This window comes from Burkholderia sp. HI2714, assembly GCF_002223085.1.
Taxonomy (GTDB): domain Bacteria; phylum Pseudomonadota; class Gammaproteobacteria; order Burkholderiales; family Burkholderiaceae; genus Burkholderia; species Burkholderia lata_D.
Genome location: NZ_NKFM01000008.1, coordinates 12,021 through 29,959, shown reverse-complemented (window position 1 = coordinate 29,959; position 17,939 = coordinate 12,021). Strand labels below are relative to the sequence as shown.

Annotated in this window: 15 protein-coding genes and 1 riboswitch; of the genes, 3 read left to right on the top strand and 12 right to left on the bottom strand. The window is 67.9% G+C overall.

From position 1 onward, the window contains the following. Nucleotides 1-63: 63 nt before the first annotated feature. The gene (locus CFB82_RS01370) at nt 64-357 is read right to left on the bottom strand and encodes an H-NS histone family protein (protein WP_006491875.1); all 294 of its coding nucleotides are present in this window, start codon (nt 355-357) and stop codon (nt 64-66) included. Nucleotides 358-721: 364 nt separating this feature from the next. After that, the gene (locus CFB82_RS01365) at nt 722-1,381 is read right to left on the bottom strand and encodes a HugZ family pyridoxamine 5'-phosphate oxidase (protein ID WP_069246881.1); all 660 of its coding nucleotides are present in this window, start codon (nt 1,379-1,381) and stop codon (nt 722-724) included. A 236-nt stretch (nt 1,382-1,617) separates the two neighbouring features. Here CFB82_RS01365 and CFB82_RS01360 point away from each other — a divergent pair, with 236 nt between their 5' ends. Next, on the top strand, nt 1,618-2,847 hold the full coding sequence (locus tag CFB82_RS01360; protein WP_069246880.1) for an MFS transporter: 1,230 nt from the start codon (nt 1,618-1,620) through the stop codon (nt 2,845-2,847). Between the two features lie 88 nt (nt 2,848-2,935). Here CFB82_RS01360 and CFB82_RS01355 read toward each other — a convergent pair whose 3' ends face one another. Together CFB82_RS01355 and CFB82_RS01350 are read right to left on the bottom strand one after the other, a co-directional pair. Beyond that, nucleotides 2,936-4,078: a branched-chain amino acid ABC transporter substrate-binding protein gene (locus CFB82_RS01355; protein ID WP_089444759.1), complete on the bottom strand. Its 1,143-nt coding sequence runs from the start codon at nt 4,076-4,078 to the stop codon at nt 2,936-2,938. 417 nt (nt 4,079-4,495) lie between these two features. Continuing rightward, nucleotides 4,496-5,587 carry an NAD(P)H-dependent flavin oxidoreductase gene (locus tag CFB82_RS01350; RefSeq protein WP_089483257.1) on the bottom strand — a complete coding sequence of 364 codons (1,092 nt, stop codon included), beginning with the start codon at nt 5,585-5,587 and terminating at the stop codon, nt 4,496-4,498. A gap of 223 nt (nt 5,588-5,810) precedes the next feature. Between CFB82_RS01350 and CFB82_RS01345 the strand changes: the two genes are divergently transcribed. Next, nucleotides 5,811-6,503, top strand: coding sequence for a dienelactone hydrolase family protein (locus CFB82_RS01345; RefSeq protein WP_089483256.1), 693 nt, complete (start codon nt 5,811-5,813; stop codon nt 6,501-6,503). 81 nt (nt 6,504-6,584) lie between these two features. Continuing rightward, nucleotides 6,585-8,063 (top strand): amidase, encoded by a 1,479-nt coding sequence (locus CFB82_RS01340; RefSeq protein WP_089483271.1) that lies wholly within the window; start codon nt 6,585-6,587, stop codon nt 8,061-8,063. Nucleotides 8,064-8,152: 89 nt separating this feature from the next. On the opposite strand, the gene metF is transcribed toward CFB82_RS01340, so the two are convergent. From metF to flhB, 8 genes are all read right to left on the bottom strand, one after another. Next, nucleotides 8,153-8,983, bottom strand: coding sequence for a methylenetetrahydrofolate reductase [NAD(P)H] (metF, locus tag CFB82_RS01335; protein WP_069246875.1), 831 nt, complete (start codon nt 8,981-8,983; stop codon nt 8,153-8,155). Between the two features lie 25 nt (nt 8,984-9,008). Then, on the bottom strand, nt 9,009-9,362 hold the full coding sequence (locus CFB82_RS01330) for a phage holin family protein (RefSeq protein ID WP_006477367.1): 354 nt from the start codon (nt 9,360-9,362) through the stop codon (nt 9,009-9,011). Nucleotides 9,363-9,524: 162 nt separating this feature from the next. Then, complete coding sequence (gene ahcY, locus CFB82_RS01325) at nt 9,525-10,943, bottom strand: adenosylhomocysteinase (RefSeq protein WP_089444756.1); 1,419 nt, start codon at nt 10,941-10,943, stop codon at nt 9,525-9,527. A 32-nt stretch (nt 10,944-10,975) separates the two neighbouring features. Then, nucleotides 10,976-11,090, bottom strand: a riboswitch (S-adenosyl-L-homocysteine riboswitch). Nucleotides 11,091-11,198: 108 nt separating this feature from the next. Continuing rightward, nucleotides 11,199-11,933 (bottom strand): RNA polymerase sigma factor FliA, encoded by a 735-nt coding sequence (locus CFB82_RS01320; RefSeq protein ID WP_006484033.1) that lies wholly within the window; start codon nt 11,931-11,933, stop codon nt 11,199-11,201. Between the two features lie 22 nt (nt 11,934-11,955). Next, nucleotides 11,956-12,774: a nucleotide-binding protein gene (locus tag CFB82_RS01315; RefSeq protein ID WP_069246873.1), complete on the bottom strand. Its 819-nt coding sequence runs from the start codon at nt 12,772-12,774 to the stop codon at nt 11,956-11,958. Next, a complete protein-coding gene (flhF, locus tag CFB82_RS01310) occupies nt 12,767-14,512 on the bottom strand; it encodes a flagellar biosynthesis protein FlhF (protein WP_089483255.1) in 1,746 nt (581 codons plus the stop codon). Before flhF ends, CFB82_RS01315 begins: the two co-directional genes overlap by 8 nt. Beyond that, nucleotides 14,509-16,611 carry a flagellar biosynthesis protein FlhA gene (gene flhA / locus CFB82_RS01305; protein WP_069246871.1) on the bottom strand — a complete coding sequence of 701 codons (2,103 nt, stop codon included), beginning with the start codon at nt 16,609-16,611 and terminating at the stop codon, nt 14,509-14,511. The genes flhF and flhA overlap by 4 nt, the downstream gene beginning before the upstream one ends. Further along, entirely contained in the window at nt 16,608-17,807 is a 1,200-nt protein-coding gene (gene flhB, locus CFB82_RS01300) for a flagellar biosynthesis protein FlhB (protein ID WP_069246870.1), read from the bottom strand. Before flhB ends, flhA begins: the two co-directional genes overlap by 4 nt. Nucleotides 17,808-17,939: the final 132 nt, after the last annotated feature.

Here is a 17,939-nt window from a genome sequence, read left to right as displayed (position 1 = left end):
AAAAAGCCGCGCTCCTCAACGGACACGCGGCTCTTTTGAAGCGCAGGCTACTTAAACGGACGTTTAAATCGCAAACTGTTCGCGGTTCTTGCCGGCGATCCAGCGCGGCGGCTTGCCGCGGCCCGACCACGTCGCGCCCGTTTCCGGATCGCGATATTTCGCGGCGACGCCTGCGCGCGGACGGCCAACCTTGCCTGCCTTCGCGCGGCTGAGACCGAGTTCGGCGAGCGAAAAGCCGTAGTCGGCAATTTTCTGCTTCACGTCATTCAGCACTTCAGCGTATTCACGCGACTTTGCTTCTTCGATTTGCTTCTCCAGCTTCTCCCGCTGGGCCAGCAGGTCCTTGTAAGAAGACATAGTTTCCCTTTCTATCTGACCAATGGCGCCGGTCTGCAGCCAGCTCACCATTCTTGAAATATATGTGCCTCGGATTTTCGAAGGCAGAGATTAGCACAAAAAAGATTTGATAGAAGCGAGATTCATGAAAATCCCGAGATCAATTGGAATTCACACGTGTCATTTTGACCGGTCGCGGCCTTTTCTCAAATTTTTACGTTCCTACACAGAGATTAGGACATTAGCGATTGTCTATAAGGTCTATCAACATACGCAATTACCCTGCATTTGAAAAATAGAAGCTTTCATCGGACGACAGTTTTACGAAAATCGGATGGCGCGACTCGCTAAACGGCAAAGCGCGGACCGGCCGGTATCCGCGACGTCACGTCACATCCCGCGCGCACGCAATCAGCCGCTCGCGCAATTCGCCCGTATCGGCCAATGGCGTATCAAACGGCGTACGCACGCGGCGGCCGTCATGTCGCCAGTCGGCGCCGTGGCGATCGACACCGAGCAATTCGAGCCCGTCTCGGCGCGCAGCGCCGGCATCGTACGCGTCCCATAACGCCTGCTCCTCGTCGAACGCGAGCGGCGGCAGCGCATCGAGATGCGTGCCGTCGACCCAGCCCATGCGCCCGAACCCGCCGATATAGCGCAGCCGCTCGACGTCGAGCGCCCAGAACGTGAAATCGCCGAGCGCGAGATAGCGCGCGGCGTCCGGCTCATAACGACCGTAGCGCGCGGTGACGTGCGGATCGTCGCCGAGCGGCACGAACCGGCCGAGCAGCGTCGCGCGCTCGGCGTTCAGCACGTCGCCGTCGGGCGCGTCGACGACGAGGAAGCCCGCGCGCGGATCGGCGGCCAGATTGCGCGTGTGCTCCGCGAGGCCGCTCACGAGGATCACGGGACGATGGCTTGCATCGGGTGCAAACGGGACGACCGTCGGATACGGGAAACCCTGCGGATCGCGCGAATGGGTGGCGAGCGTGCCGAGCGCGCAGCGGTGCAGCAGATGCACGGTGAGAGCGGGATCGATGTTCAAGAGGACTCCTGCGGTCGAAAGGCGGCGCGCCGGGCACGCCATGCGCTTCGATGTTACCCGCGGGCGCGGCGCGCCGCGCATCGGTCGAACGGCCTATGCAGCGATACGGCCGAACGCGGGTCACCGGGAAATCGCCGGATCATCGGCCGAACGGCCAACGCCCGGCAGGATCGTAAGCGGTTCGATAGAATCTGACGGATCCGACGGGCGCCGCGTGCGCCCGTGCATTTCTTTTGATGAGCGTCACCGTGTCCGAATCCTCCTCCCCCGAATCGTCGTCCCCGTTCGCCGCGCCGCCCGACGCGCATCGCGTGCTGTCGCTACCGGCCCGCCAGCGGGCGCGCGCGGCGTCGATGGCGCTGTTCTTCGTCGCCGGCATGATGTTCGCGTCGTGGGGCGTGCACGTGCCGACCGTGCGCGACAAGTTCGCGCTGAGCCCCGGGCTGCTGTCGATCGCGCTGTTCGCGGTCGCCGTCGGCTCGATTACCGCGATGCTGACCATCGCGCGCTGGATCGCGCGCGTCGGCTCGCGCACCGCGTGCCTCGCGGGCGGGCTCGTGATGTCGGCCTGCGCGGCGCTGATCCTCGTCGTGCCCGACTATCCGTTGCTGCTGGCCGTGCTCGCGCTGTTCGGCTTCTCGATGGCGACGCTCGACGTCGCGATGAACGCCGAGGCCAGCGCGGTCGAAATTGCGATCGGCAGGCCGATCATGTCGTCGCTGCACGGCATGTTCAGCATCGGCGGGATGGCGGGGGCGGCCGCCGGCGGCGCGCTGCTGTCGGCCGGCATGGCGCCGGCCGTGCATCTCGCGCTCGCGGCGGCGACCAGCGCGACGGTGCTGGTGATCGCCAGCCCGGCCGTGCTGCCGCATGTGCCGCACCACGAGCACGCGCACGGCGGCGGCAACCGCTGGCGCTCGCCGGCGTTGTGGATGCTCGGCGGCATCGCGCTCGTCGCGCTGATCGCCGAAGGCGCGATGTACGACTGGGCGACGGTCTACATGCGCGACGTCGTCGTGGCGAGCCCCGCGCTCGCCAGCGCCGCCTATGCCGCGTTCTCGGGCGGGATGGCCATCGCGCGCTTCGCGGGCGACGCCGTGCGCGCCCGCTTCGGCGCGCCGCAGCTCGTGTTCGCGAGCGCGTCGCTCGCCTGCGCGGGGATGATCGGCGCGCTGCTGCTGCCGTATTCGGCCACGGTGCTGACCGGCTTCACGCTGATGGGCCTCGGCCTCGCGAACATGATGCCGGTGCTGTTCGCGGCCGCCGCCCGCGTGAAAGGCATCCATGCGGCCGAAGGGCTCGCGCACGTGGCCGGGCTCGCGTATTTCGGCATGCTGTTCGGTCCGGTCGTGATCGGCGCCGTCGCGCAGGCGTCGAACCTGACGATCGGGCTGTCCGTCGTCGCGCTGTGCGCGGCGCTCGTCGCGGCCGTCGCGCCGAAGGTGCTCGCGCGGCTGAAGATCTGACGGGGCGCGGCAGGCGCCGGCCCCAAAAGAAAGCGCGCATGCGTTGCCGCATGCGCGCTTTCACCCCTTCTGTTGACCGCTTGTATCGTTACATCTTCACTTCGTCGAGCAGCGACTTCTTGCCGCCCTTGTAGTTGTACAGCGAGATCACGCCGTGCTGCAGGTCGCCCTTCGAGTCGAAGGTCGTCGTGCCGATCACGCCCGAGTAGTTCGTCGCCGGCATCGCGGCGAGGATCTTCGCCGGATCCGTCGAGTTCGAGCGCTTCATCGCATCGACGATGATGTACACGGCGTCATACGTGAACGGTGCGTAGATCTGGATCGGCTGGCCGAAGCGCTTCTCGTACTTCGACTTGAACGCCGCGCCGCCCGACATCTTCTCGAGCGAAGCACCGGCTTCCGAACACACCACGTTGTCGGTCGCGTCGCCGGCCAGGTCGGCCAGCTTTTCCGTGCACACGCCGTCGCCCGCGAGGATCTTCGCGCGCAGGCCGAGCTGCTTCGCCTGCTTCGCGAACGGGCCGCCCGTTGCGTCCATGCCGCCGTACATGATCGCGTCCGGATTCTCGCCCTTGATCTTGGTCAGAATCGCGCGGAAGTCGACCGCCTTGTCGTTCGTCGCGTCATGCGACATCACCTTCAGGCCGAGCGCCTTGGCCTTCTTCTCGAACTCGTTCGCGAGACCCTGGCCGTACGCGGTCGAATCGTCGACCACGGCCACGCTCTTGATGCCCTTCGAGTGCGCGTAGTTGGCGAGTGCCGGGCCCTGCTGCGCATCGGTGGCCACCACGCGGTACGTGGTCTTGAAGCCCTGCTGCGTGTAGGCCGGGTTGGTCGCCGACGGCGAGATCTGCACGATGCCCGCATCGCTGTAGATCTTCGAGGCCGGGATCGACGTGCCCGAGTTCAGGTGGCCGACCACCGCGACGACCTTGTCGTCGACGAGCTTCTGCGCAACCTGCGTGGCCTGCCGCGGGTCGGCCGCGTCATCCTGCGGGTCGAGTTGCAGCGTGATTTTCTGGCCGCCGACCGTGAGACCCTTGGCGTTGATCTCTTCAACCGCGAGACGTGCGCCGTTTTCGTTGTCCTTGCCCAGGTGTGCAATGCCGCCCGTCAAGGGCGCGACGTGGCCGATCTTGACGACTTGATCGGCCGCTGCGTTGCCCGCAGCTGCAGCGCACAGCATCGCGGCCGCGGTGATCGGCAACAGCTTTTGCATCTTGATATTCATGTAAGTCTCCAGTTTCGGTCCCAATAAAACGCCATCGCCCGGTGCCCCGCTGCCATCCCTGTGTTTGCAATCACTGGACGATTCGCCGGTTGCATCGTTCATGCACTTGGCCTCAAGCACGTGAAAACCGCCGCTTTTAGCGGCCGCCCGTCCGTACTTGCGCGCAAGTGTAGGTGATCAAATTAATTTGTGGGACTTTTTTGGGGTAGTGGTAACACTACCGATATGCACGCTTTGGAATGACGACTCGAATATCGCCGCGAGCCCCGCCGGATAAGGGTTTCCGCTAATTCCAGGTGGCTTGTTGAAAGGTCGTTTTAAAACATTCCGGGGGCATTTCGATTCGGTATTTTGTGCCCGTGATCATTGAATGAAACGCGCGTGACAACGCGCGTTTCGTCGTCCGATATGAACGATTCAGGCAGCCGCCGCACGCCATTCGCCATCGAGCGCGGCGACGAGCTGCGACGTCGTCAGCGCATCGCCGCGCCGTCGTGCGAGCGGTGCGCCCTGCCCGGCCCACAGCGACAGGTAGTCGCCGTCGTTCGCGCGCGCAGCGGCCTGGCGCAGCGGCTGCGTCAGCGCGTTCTGCACCGGGTACGGCGCGGCGTCGGCCACGCGTTCGCCGAGCCGGGCCATCAACGTGTTGCGCAGCCCGCGTGCGTGGCGGCCGGTGATGGCGCGCGTGACCTGCGTCGACGTGTCGGCGCTCGCAAGCAGGCGCGCCTTCCAGTCGGCCGCGATCGCGCTTTCCGTGCAGGTGAGGAACGCGGTGCCGAGTTGTGCGCCCTGCGCACCGAGCGCCAGCGCGGCCGCGATCCCGCGGCCGTCCATGATGCCGCCCGCGGCGAGCACGGGCAGGCCGGTCGCGTCGACCAGTTGCGGCACGAGCGCGAACGTGCCGATCAGCGCATCGTCGGCGGAACCGATGAACGTGCCGCGATGGCCGCCCGCCTCGGCACCCTGCGCGGACAGCGCGTCGGCACCGGCCGCCTGCCAGGCGAGGCCCTCGGCCACGTGCGTCGCCGTGCCGATCACGTAGGTGCCGGCCGCCTTCAGGCGCGCGACGTCGGCTGCATCGAGCACGCCGAACGTGAAGCTCGCAACGGGCACGCGCAACGCCACGAGTGCATCGAGCTGCGCGCGGAAGTCGGGCGCGTAGCGCGCGGGCGCGGTGCCCGGCGGCAACCCGAACGCGGCATTCAGCGGATCGATCGCGGCGAGCGCGCGGGCGACGGTCGCCGCGTCGGGCGCGACGTCGGGCGCGACGTCGGGCAGCACGAACAGGTTGATCGCGAACGGGCGATCGGTCGCCGCGCGGATGGCTTCGACTTCGGTCGCGAGACGCTCGGGGGCGAATGCGCCGGCGCCGAGACTGCCGAGCGCGCCGGCATTCGAGGCGGCGGCGACCATCGCGGTCGTGGTCGCGCCGACCATCGGCGCCTGCACGAGCGGCAGGCGCAGGCCGAAGCGTTCGGAAAAGGGTGTGGAAAACGAGCGGGCAGACATGGCGAATCCTTCGATGACGATGCGCGAAAGCGCTTTGTAAAGGCCGACACATCGACTCTATCGAAGCGGCGCAGCGCCGAAAAATGAATAATCGAGATCGAAACGATCGCTGCGTGAGAAGCGCTCGCATGCGCTGCAGCATCGGACGATCGGTGGCACACTAGGCCGCCCTCTTTTCACCCCCGGGGCGCCTCGCGCACCCCGTTCGCCAGGAGTTCAGAACGTGACAGCCCAATGGATCGACATCCCGACCGGTAACGACAGCTTCGGCGGCTATCTCGCACTGCCCAAGCGCGGCACCGGCCCTGCCGTCATCATCATCCAGGAGATCTTCGGCGTGAACGCGCACATCCGCGCGGTCGCCGACCAGTACGCGTCCGACGGCTTCGTCGCGCTCGCGCCGGACGTGTTCTGGCGCACGCAGCCGCGCGTCGAGCTGACCTACGAAGGCGCGGATCGCGACAAGGGCATCGAGCTGATGAAAAAGACCGACGTGGGTCTCGCGGTCGCGGACATCGGCGCGGCAGCCGACGCCTTGCGCGCGCGCCCCGAAGTGGCCGGCAAGGTCGCCGCGATCGGCTACTGCTTCGGCGGCCAGCTCGCGTACCGCGCGGCCGCGACCGGCAAGATCGACGCGGCCGTGGCCTACTACGGCGGCGGCATCCAGAACGCGCTCGATCTGGCCGGCCAGATCAAGCAGCCGATCCTGTTCCACTACGCGGAAAACGACCACGCGATCCCGCCTGCGGCGGTCGACCAGGTGAAGGCCGCATTCGCCGGCCACGGCAACGCGTCGTTCCACATGTACCCGGGCGCCGAGCACGGCTTCAACTGCACGGACCGCGCGTCGTACAACCAGCGCGCGTCGGCGCTCGCGCACGGCCGCACGCTGACCTTCCTCGCCGAGCACCTCTAAAAACGGCCGGCCGCGGGCCCCGTACACCGGGCCCGCGTTATGCTGCTGTCATCGCCACGAGTCACAACGGGGATGACAGCGATGCACTCGGACTATCTCGCGCACGACGCGATCAGCCTTGCCACACTGGTACGCGAACGCAAGGCGAGCCCGCGCGAACTGCTCGACGCCGCGATCGGCCAGGCCGAAGCGGTCAACGGCGCGATCAACGCGATCGTGCTGCAGGACTACGACGCCGCGCGCCAGCGTGCGGCCGCCACACCCGACGGCGGCGCCGACGCGCCGTTCGCCGGCGTTCCCTATCTCGTGAAGGATCTCGGCGCGGCGGTCGCCGGGCTGCCGCTGTCGATGGGCAGCCGGCACTACCGGTATTTCGTGCCCGCCGACGATTCGCCGGTGATCGCGCGCAGCCGCGCGGCCGGTCTCAACGTGTTCGGCAAGACCAACACGTCGGAGATCGGCCAGATGCCGTACACGGAACCCGAACTGTTCGGCGCGTGCCGCAACCCGTGGAATCTCGATCACACGCCCGGCGGCTCGAGCGGCGGTGCGGCGGCGGCCGTCGCGGCCGGCATCGTGCCGATCGCGCATGCGTCCGACGGCGGCGGCTCGATCCGCATTCCGGCGTCGTGCTGCGGGCTGTTCGGCCTGAAGCCGAGCCGCAACCCGGTACTCGTCGACCTGCCGTCGAACGGCGAGCTGGTCGTCCAGCATGCGGTCACGCGCAGCGTGCGCGACAGCGCGCTGCTGCTCGACGTGACGACCGGCCAGACCTTGCCGGCCGGCGCGCCCGGCACGTTCCTCGGCGAGCTCGACACGCCGCCCGGCCCGCTGCGGATCGGCCTCGTGCTCGACCCGATGCTCGCGCCGGCGCTCGCCGACGACACGCGCGCGGCGCTCGACGACGCGGCCGCGCTGCTCGAATCGCTCGGCCACCATGTCGAGCCGGCGACGCTGCACGTCAACTACGCGCGCGCCGCCGAAACCTTCCTCACGTTGTGGGCGACGATCGCCGAGGAGATGGTGCTCGGCGCGCGTGCGCTGACCGGCCGCACGCCGAAGCGCGGCGAATTCGAGGCCGCGACGTGGGCGATGGCCGTGGTCGGCCGGCGCCTCGCGCGCACGCGCCTGCCGGACGTGCTCGAATGGCAGCGCCAGCTCACCGTGCAGGTGGCCGGCCTCGTGTCGCGCTACGACGCGATCCTGTGCGCGTCGCTCGCGGGCCCGCCGGTGAAGATCGGCGAATTGCAGCCGACGCCGTTCGAAGCGGCGCAGATGAAGGTGCTCGCCGCGCTGCCGGTGAAGCCGCTGCTGAAGGAAATGCTCGCGAAGTCGTCGGAAAAGGCGTTCACGTGGGCCGGCTGCACCGAGCTGTTCAACCTGACCGGCCAGCCGGCGATGTCGGTGCCGCTCTACTGGAACGCGCGCGGGCTGCCGATCGGCGTGCAGTTCGCCGCGCGTCACGCCGACGACGCGCTGCTGCTCCGGCTCGCCCGGCAGCTCGAACAGGCGCGGCCGTGGTTCGAGCGCCGCCCGCCGCTGATGCAGGCGCAGCGCTGACGCACGCGGCCGCGCGCCGCCGTCATCGAAAAAAAAGCCCCGCCGGCACAACCGGCGGGGCTTTGACGCATGCAATCGCGTGAGCGCGCTTACATGACGAGCCGTTCACAGATCGTCCGCGTCGCGGCCGCCGTGTTCAGCGTATAGAAATGCAGACCCGGCACGCCCGCGTCGACCAGACGCTGGCACAGGCTCGTGACGACGTCCGCGCCGAACGCGCGGATCGACTCGCGATCGTCGCCGAAACTCTCGAGCCGGCGTGCGATCCAGCGCGGCACTTCGGCGCCGCACATCTCGGAGAAACGCATCAGCTGCGAGAAGTTCGTGATCGGCATGATGCCCGGCACGATCGGCACCTCCACGCCCAGCTTGCGCGCATCGTCGACGAAGCGGAAATACGCATCGGCGTTGAAGAAGTACTGCGTGATCGCGGAATTCGCGCCGGCTTTCACCTTGCGCGCGAAATTCTCGAGATCGGCCTTCGGCGAGCGCGCCTGCGGGTGGTACTCCGGATAGCCGGCAACCTCGATGTGGAACCAGTCGCCGTGCTCGGCGCGGATGAAGCTCACGAGCTCCGACGCATAGCGCAGTTCGCCGACTTCGCCCATCCCCGACGGCAGGTCGCCACGCAGCGCGACGATGTGGCGGATCCCGTACGAGCGGTACTGGTCGAGGATCGCGCGCAGGCTGTCGCGCGACGAACCGATGCACGACAGGTGCGGTGCGGCCTCGAGGCCGTCCTTCTGCATGTCGAGCACCGTATCGAGCGTGCCCTGCTGCGTCGAACCGCCGGCGCCGAACGTGCAGGACACGAATTTCGGCTTCAGCGGCAGCAGTTGCGCACGCGTGGCGCGCAGCTTCTCGACGCCTTCCGCCGTCTTCGGCGGGAAGAATTCAAACGAGAGTTCGATCGTTTTCATGATTCTGAGGGAACAGGCCCATGCCTCAGCCGATGTCGCGCTGACCGAAGATCAGGGCGGACAGCAGCCACGACACGATGCTGTACAGGATCGAACCGAAGAACGCGGACCAGAAGCCCGACACCTCGAAGCCCTTCAGCAGCGACGACGCGAACCAGAAGCACAACGCGTTTACGACGAGGATGAACACCCCGAGCGTGACGATCGTGACGGGCAGCGTCAGCAGGATCAGCACCGGGCGGATCACCGTGTTGATCAGGCCGAGCACGACCGCGATGATCAGCGCCGTGCCGAAGCTCTTGATGTGGATCGACGGCACGAGGTACGTGATGATCAGCAGCGCGAGCGCGTTGATGACCCAGGTGAGGATGACGCTCATGGAGTGCTCCGGTTCGGTTGTCGATCGGTACGATCAGTGGCCGCCGCCGGCTGCCGCGGGTGCCCGAAGGCGCGCCGCGGCAGCCGGCGATCCCGCGCCGTGCCGCCGTACCGGGTGCGCGCCAGCGACGCGCGCACGGCACCGCGGCAGCGGCGCAGCGGATCAGTAGCGGTAGTGGTTCGGCTTGAACGGGCCGTCCTTCTGCACGCCGATGTACGAAGCCTGCTCGTCCGACAGCACGGACAGGTTCGCGCCGATGCGCGCCAGGTGCAGGCGCGCGACCTTTTCATCGAGGTGCTTCGGCAGCACGTACACCTTGTTCTCGTACTCGTTGCCGCGCACGAACAGCTCGATCTGCGCGAGCGTCTGGTTCGCGAACGAGTTCGACATCACGAACGACGGGTGGCCGGTCGCGCAGCCGAGGTTCACGAGGCGGCCTTCCGCCAGCAGGATCACGCGCTTGCCGTCCGGGAAGATGATGTGGTCGACCTGCGGCTTGATGTTTTCCCACTGGTACTGGCGCGTCGACGCGACGTCGATTTCCGAGTCGAAGTGACCGATGTTGCAGACGATCGCGTTGTGACGCATCGCCTTCATGTGATCGTGGTTGATCACGTGGTAGTTGCCGGTCGCCGTCACGAAGATGTCGGCCTTGTCGGCCGCGTATTCCATCGTCACGACGCGGTAGCCTTCCATCGCCGCCTGCAGTGCGCAGATCGGGTCGATTTCGGTGACCCACACGGTCGCGCCCAGGCCGCGCAGCGATTGCGCGCAGCCCTTGCCCACGTCGCCGTAGCCCGCGACGACCGCGACCTTGCCCGCGATCATCACGTCGGTCGCGCGCTTGATGCCGTCGACCAGCGATTCACGGCAGCCGTACAGGTTGTCGAACTTCGACTTCGTGACCGAATCGTTCACGTTGAACGCCGGGAACGGCAGGCGGCCGTCCTTTTCCATCTGGTACAGGCGGTGCACGCCGGTCGTGGTTTCTTCGGTCACGCCCTTGATGTGCGCGAGGCGCGTCGAGTACCAGGTCGGGTCGGCGTCGAGGTGCTGCGCGATCGACTTGTACAGCGCGACTTCTTCCTCGTTGGTCGGCTTTGCGATCACCGAACGGTCCTTCTCGGCCTTCGCGCCGAGGATCAGCAGCAGCGTTGCGTCGCCGCCGTCGTCCAGGATCATGTTCGCGAATTCGCCGTTCGGCCATTCGAAGATGCGGTGCGAGAACTCCCAGTATTCGTCGAGCGATTCGCCCTTGAACGCGAACACCGGCGTGCCGGCTTCGACGATCGCGGCAGCGGCGTGGTCCTGCGTCGAGAAGATGTTGCACGAGGCCCAGCGGACGTCCGCGCCGAGCGCCTTCAGCGTCTCGATCAGCACGCCCGTCTGGATCGTCATGTGCAGCGAACCGGCAATGCGCGCGCCCTTCAGCGGCTGCTGCGCCTTGTATTCGTCGCGGATCTGCACGAGGCCCGGCATTTCGGTCTCGGCGATGTTCAGTTCCTTGCGGCCCCAGCCGGCCAGCGCCATGTCGGCGACGACGTAATCGTTGGTAGCTTTGGAATCGATAATGGCGTTCATCACGCCCTCCTTTCTAAAAAGTTTCTAGATTGGTGACGTGAGCGCCGTTCAGGAAGCGGGGCCGACGCGGTTGTGCCGCACGACTGCTTGGTGAAGCCTTCCGAGCCTGGCGGACACTGGAGGTCCGTCGCAACGCTCCTCGGAAAGCGGAGAGGATTGTAGCAAATCGGCGCGCAGAATGCGCAAGCATGCACACACACGGCGCGCACCCGGCACCAGCGCGCGGCGCCGGCGCGCGCGGCCGTCAGGAAAGGGTCAGGACTCCGCGCCGACCCACGCCTGTTCGCGCAGCCGTGCGCGCAGGCGCGCGACCGCCTGGCTGTGCAGCTGGCACACGCGCGATTCGCTCACTTCGAGCACCGCGCCGATCTCGCGCAGATTCAGACCCCGTTCGTAGTACAGCGACATCAGCAGCTTCTCGCGCTCCGGCAGCCGCTCGATCGCCTCGACGAGCGCTTCGCGCAGGTGCTCGTCGAGCAGCGCCGACAGCGGATCGGCGTGATCGACGCGGTAGCGGTCGAGGAACGGCTCGTCGTCGGCCGCGCGGTCGAAATCCTCGTAATAGATCAGCTGGCTGCCGTGCAGGTCCTGCAGCATCCCCTGGTATTCGTCGAGCGGCATGTTCAGGTGCTGCGCGATCTCGGTCTCGCTCGCCGAGCGGCCGAGATGCTGCTCGACCTGGTGCACCGCGTGCTCGACCTCGCGCGACGTCTTGCGCAGGCTGCGCGGCAGCCAGTCGTTGCTGCGCAGCTCGTCGAGCATCGCACCGCGGATACGCTGCGTCGCGTAGGTCTCGAACTGCGCGCCCTGGTCTTCCTTGTAGCGCCCGGCCGCGTCCATCAGGCCGATCATGCCGGCCTGGATCAGGTCGTCGAGGTCGACGCTCGCCGGCATCTTCGCGACGAGCTGCAGCCCGAGGCGTCGCACGAGCGGCGCATATTGCGCGAGCACGTCGGCCTGGGACATCTTTCCTTGAGCGTTGTACATCATGGCTCTCTCCTTCCGGTGGCGCTCACGCGGCGTGTGCCGCGCCCGCCTCATACGACGGCTTGCCGCCCGCGTGCACGGCGCGGCCCGCACCCGGACGCGGGCGCATCGGCCAGTACAGCAGGTCGGCGGCAATCTGCCGGTAATCGCGCGCGGCGGCCGACGACGGGAACGCGTCGACCGCGGCACGCGTCAGTTCGCGCGCATGCTCGACGAGCGGATCGGCGCTCACGCAGCCCGCGTCGGCGATCGACACCGTCAGGTAGCGGCTCGCGACGCCCGCGAGGTTGTCGAACGCCGTCTTCGCGTCCGCGTGGCTGCCGACGTGATTGGTCAGCACGCGGAACTGCGCGAACGCGTGCGCGAAATGCAGCCGCTTCATGCACGCATACGCCTCGGTGATCGCCTGCGCGGCGACCCGCGTGACGACCAGCACGTCGTGCGCTTCGCGCGCGAGCGCCGAGAACGAACCGTCGGCGCCGAGCTGCGCGTCGACGAGGACGATGTCGGCCGGCCCGTCGATGAAATCGCTCAGCTGCGCGTCGGTGTAGCCGGTGCGCGCGAGCCGCGCCGCGGCGCACAGGCCGAAGCCGGCCGCGACCCGCGCGCGCTCGCCGTCGCGCAGCCACGCGCCCGCCAGCGTCGCGCTGGCCGAATGCACGTCGGCACGCTCGTCGACGACGAGCACATCCTTGCCGAGCGACGCGAGCGCCGCCGCCAGGTTCACGACGGTGGACGTGCAGCCGACACCCGCCGGCCCGCCCGCCACCGCGACGATGCGTGACGCGCGCCCGGCCAGCAGGCGCCGCAGCCCTTCGGCCTGGTCGATGATTTGTTTATCCAAATCGCACCTCGTGCAGCTCGGCGGTGGAACGTGCGGTCAGTGCGGAAAGCAGCGTCGGCATGTCCTCGTCTTGCGGCACGAAGGGCGAGCCGTCGCGCGGTACACAGAACGCGCTCTTCAGCAGGAATTTGGTCGACGCGACGTACAGGTTCTCCGGCACTTTCTGGCCGGTCGACACGTAATGGATCGGCAGCTTGTAGCGGATCACCGTGTCGAGCACGCCGCCGAGGTGGGTCGCCTCGTCGAGCTTCGTGAGGATGCAGCCGGCCAGGTCCGGATGCTCGCCCGCGCTGCGGTACGCCTGCACGACTTCGTTGAGCGTGTCGCCGTGGCTGGTCGCGTTGAGCAGCAGCAGGCGCTGCACCGGCGCGTTCGCCCCGTGCAGCATCGCGATCTGGTCGGATACCGCGCGGTCGCGCTGGCTCATGCCGATCGTGTCGATCAGCACGATGTGCTTGTTGCGCAGCTCGGACAGCGCGAGCGCGAGGTCGCCCGCATCCTTCACCGCGTGCACGGGCACACCGAGGATCTTGCCGAAGATGCGCAGCTGCTCGTGGCCGCCGATCCGGTAGCTGTCGGTGGTCAGCAGCGCGACCTTGCTCGCGCCGAAGCGCATCACGCAGCGTGCGGCCAGCTTCGCGGTGGTGGTCGTCTTGCCGACGCCCGTCGGCCCCATCAGCGCGAACACGCCGCCGCGCTCCATCAGCGCATCTTCGCTGTCGAGCACCGGCAGGTTCGACGCGAGTACCGACTGCGCCCACTCGGCGGCCTGTTCGAGGGTCTGCGCGCCGTCGCCGGCCGGCATGTTGTCGACCAGCATCCGCACGAGCTGCGCGGAGAAACCGGCCGCGAACAGGTGCTTCGTCAGCGCGCCATGCACGGCGCTGCGACGCTGGCGGTCGTGCCACATCAGGCTGTCGAACTGCTCTGCCATCATCCCGCGCAGTTCGCCGAGCTCCTGCATCACCGTATCGTTGACGATCCGCTCGATGCGCGACTTCACGGCGTCGGCCACCACGGCGGCCGCGTCGGCGGACAGGCGCGTGCGCTCGGCCGCCTTCGCGGCATGCGCCGCGCTCGGGTTCGTGTCCGCCGCGCGGATGGCGGCGGCCGGCATCCGGCGTTCGGCGTCGCGCACGATGTCGCGTGCCCAGTTGGGCGGCGTCGCGCTCGCGGCGGCCTGCGAGGCAGGCGCGCTCGCTTGCGGCGCGGCGGGCGTCGCCTGCGCACGCGCCATCAGCGCGTCGCGCTGCTGCGTCAGGCGCTTCGCGTGCTCGACGAGCCACGGCGCGGGTTCGGAGGCGGCGGCCGGCGTGGGAGCGGCGGAAGACGGCGCTGCCGTAGCCGGCGCGTCCTCGTCGAATGCCGAAGGTTGCGCCGTCGCCTCGTCCGCGTCGGCGCTTGCACCGAACACCGACGAGAACACGTCCGGCAGCCCGCCTTCGCCCGCTGCATACGGATTGACCGTCGGGCGGCCCAGCGCCGCGCCCGGGCGCGACACGATGCCCGGCACGGCGGCGGCCGGCACGGATTCCGGCGTGCGCGACGCGGCGATGCGCGGACGCGCCGCGGCCGGCGGCGTCACGGCGGCCAGGTCCGAATCTGCCAGGGCGACGATTTCCACGCTGCCGTCATCGAGCGTGCGGTTCGACAGCACGACCGCGTCGGCGCCGAGCGCCTCGCGCACCAGACGAAGTGCGTCGCGGCTCGTTGCGCCGGTGAATTTGCGAATGTTCAAGCGGAACCCCCGATGACGTTAACGACTTTGATCGTGCGTGTGTCCGGCACTTCGGCATACGACAGCACTTTCAATTGCGGCAGGCTGCGGCGCAGGAAACGCGCGAGCATCGCGCGCAGCGCGTGCTGCACCAGCAGCACGGGCGGCAGCCCGAGATTCTGTTGACGCAGCATCGCCTGTTGCGTGCCGGTCAGAAGGTTGTGCGCGAGGCCGGGTTCGAGGCCCGGGTTCGCGCCGGTGGCGAGCGCCTGCGACAGCACGCGCTCGAGATTCGAGTCGAGGCCCATCACCTGCATCTCGCCGGCCCCCGGATACCACTGCTGCGTGATCGCGCGGCCGAGCGCGAGCCGCACCGCGGCCGTGATCTCGAACGCATCGCCGCGGCCCGCGTGTTCGGACACCGCTTCGAGGATCGTGCGCATGTCGCGGATCGGCACGCCTTCCTCGAGCAGGTTCTGCAGCACTTTCTGCAGCGTGGTGAGCGAGATCGTCTTCGGCACGAGGTCCTCGACGAGCGACGGCGCATCCTTGCCGGTGCGCTCGACGAGCGACTGCACTTCCTGGCGGCCGAGCAGCTCGGCCGCGTGCTGGACGACCAGATGGTTCAGGTGCGTCGCGACGACCGTGCTCGCGTCGACCACCGTGTAGCCGTACACCTGCGCCTGTTCGCGCATCGCGACGTCGATCCACACGGCCGGCAGCCCGAACGCGGGATCCTGCGTGACGGCGCCCGGCAGCGCGGCCGTCACCTGGCCGGGGTTGATCGCGAGCCACTGGCCCGGGAACACTTCGCCGACGCCGATCTCGACGCCCTTCAGCGCGATCCGGTACGCGTTCGGTCGCAGCTCGAGGTTGTCGCGGATATGGATCACCGGCGGCAGGAAGCCGATTTCCTGCGCGAATTTCTTGCGGATGCTCTTGATGCGCTTGAGCAGTTCGCCGTCGCTGTTCTTGTCGACGAGCGGGATCAGGCGGTAGCCGACTTCCAGCCCGAGCGGGTCGATCAGCTGCACGTCGTCCCAGGTCGCCTCGTGGCTGTCCGACGGCAGCGCCGCGGGCGGCGCGATGTCGGTCAGGTCGCCGGCCGCCTTGCGGGCCGCCGCGCGCTTGGTCTGCGTGCGGGCCAGCCAGATCGCGCCGCCGCCGAGTGCGAGGAACGCGAAGTGCGGCATGCCCGGGATCAGGCCCATCAGCACGATGATCGCGCCGGTGATGTTCAGCACGCGCGGGTTCGTGAACAGCTGGCCGGTGATCTGCGTGCCGATGTCCTCGTCGGTCGCGACGCGCGACACGATCACGCCGGCCGCGGTCGAGATCACGAGCGACGGGATCTGCGCGACGAGGCCGTCGCCGATCGTCAGCAGCGTGTAGTTCGTGCCGGCGGCCGCGAACGTCATGTCGTGCTGGACCATCCCGACGATCAGCCCGCCGATCACGTTGATCGCCATGATGATCAGGCCGGCGATCGCATCGCCGCGCACGAACTTCGACGCGCCGTCCATCGACCCGTAGAACTCGGCTTCCTGCGACACGGCGAGGCGCCGCTTGCGCGCCTGCTCTTCGTTGATGAGGCCCGCGTTCAGGTCGGCGTCGATCGCCATCTGCTTGCCGGGCATCGCGTCGAGCGTGAAGCGCGCGGACACTTCGGCGATCCGGCCCGCGCCCTTCGTGATCACCATGAAGTTGATGATCATCAGGATCACGAACACGACGATGCCGACCGCGAAGTTGCCGCCGACCAGGAAGTGGCCGAACGCCTCGATCACCTGGCCGGCCGCGTCCGGGCCCGTGTGGCCTTCGAGCAGCACGACGCGCGTCGATGCGACGTTCAGCGACAGGCGCAACAGCGTCGAGAACAGCAGCACGCTCGGGAACGCCGCGAAGTCGAGCGGCTTCATCGTGTACATGCTGACGAGCAGCACCATCACGGACAGCGCGATGTTGAACGTGAACAGCAGATCCAGCAGCATCGGCGGCAGCGGCAGGATCATCATCCCCAGGATCATGCAGATGAGGATCGGGCCCGCGAGCGCGCGCAGGTTCGTGCCCGCGAACGGGTTCGGGCGCTTCGCGAACAGGCCGGTGGTCGGGGTGCTCATGCTGCGGTCCCTTGCTTGCCGAGGGTGTCCTCGGCTTCTTCACGTTCGTCGTCGGCGGCGACCGACGTCCCCTTGTCGAGTTCGGCCGGCACCTCCAGATCGACCGGCATCGCCGGGAACGCACCGCCTTCCGAACGGAAGCGCTTGAGCTGGTAGACCCACGCGAGCACTTCGGCGACGGCCGAGTACAGCGAGCCGGGAATCTCGCGTTCGAGTTCGACGTTGTGATACAGCGCACGCGCGAGCGGCGGCGCTTCGAGCAGCGGCACGTTGTGTTCGGCCGCGAGTTCGCGGATGCGCGCGGCGACGAGGTTCACGCCCTTCGCGACGACCTTCGGCGCGCGCATCTCGCCGTCCGTGTATTGCAGCGCGACTGCGAAGTGCGTCGGGTTCGTCACGACCACGTCGGCCTTCGGCACGGCCGCCATCATCCGGCGGCGCGCGATCGCGCGCTGCTGCTGGCGGATCCGCCCCTTCACGTGCGGATCGCCTTCGTTCTCGCGATGCTCGCGCTTCACTTCTTCCTTCGTCATGCGCAACTTCTTGTCGTACTGCCAGATTTGGTAAGGCACATCGAGTGCGGCGACCACCAGCATCCCGGCGACCGTCGTGCCGCAGCACACGGCGATCAGGTGCAGCGCATCGGGCAGCGCCACGCCGAGCGGCTGCGTCGCGAGGGCGAGCAGCTCGTCCTTGCTGCGCCAGATCGCGATGCCGCCGATGCCGCCGACGACCAGCGTCTTCGCGAACGACATCCCGAGCTGGATCGGCCCCTGGATCGAGAAGATCCGGCCGAGGCCCGAGATCGGGTTCAGGCGGTCGAACTTCAGCTCGAACGTCTTCGACGAGATCAGCCAGCCGCCGAGCGCCATCGGCGCGAGCAGCGCGGCGACACCGGTGAGCGCGAGGATCGGCAGCAGCGCGGCGAAGCCTTCGAGGCTCGCGCTGCCGGCCGCCGACAGCATCCGGTTCGTGTCGAACGCGGTCGCGCGATCGAACGTGAACGCGCCGCGCAGCATCGCCTGCAGATGCCCGCCCGACGGGCCCGCGAGCAGCCACGCGCCGTAGAACCCGGCCGCGAGCAGCGCGAACGAAGCCAGCTCGCGCGAACGCGCGACCTGCCCCTCCTCACGTGCCTTCTCGCGGCGCCTGGGAGTGGCGGCTTCGGTCTTGTCGAGATCGCTCTCGTCTGCCACGGGGCCTCCAGTCGGGTACGGCGGAATGCCGCTTTCCAGTGACACCGATTATTCATGGAGGCGTCAAACGCCGATCGGTCGAGCAAAGCCGGGAAAGGGGGGTATTTCGGGGAATCGGGCGAGCCGGCGCGA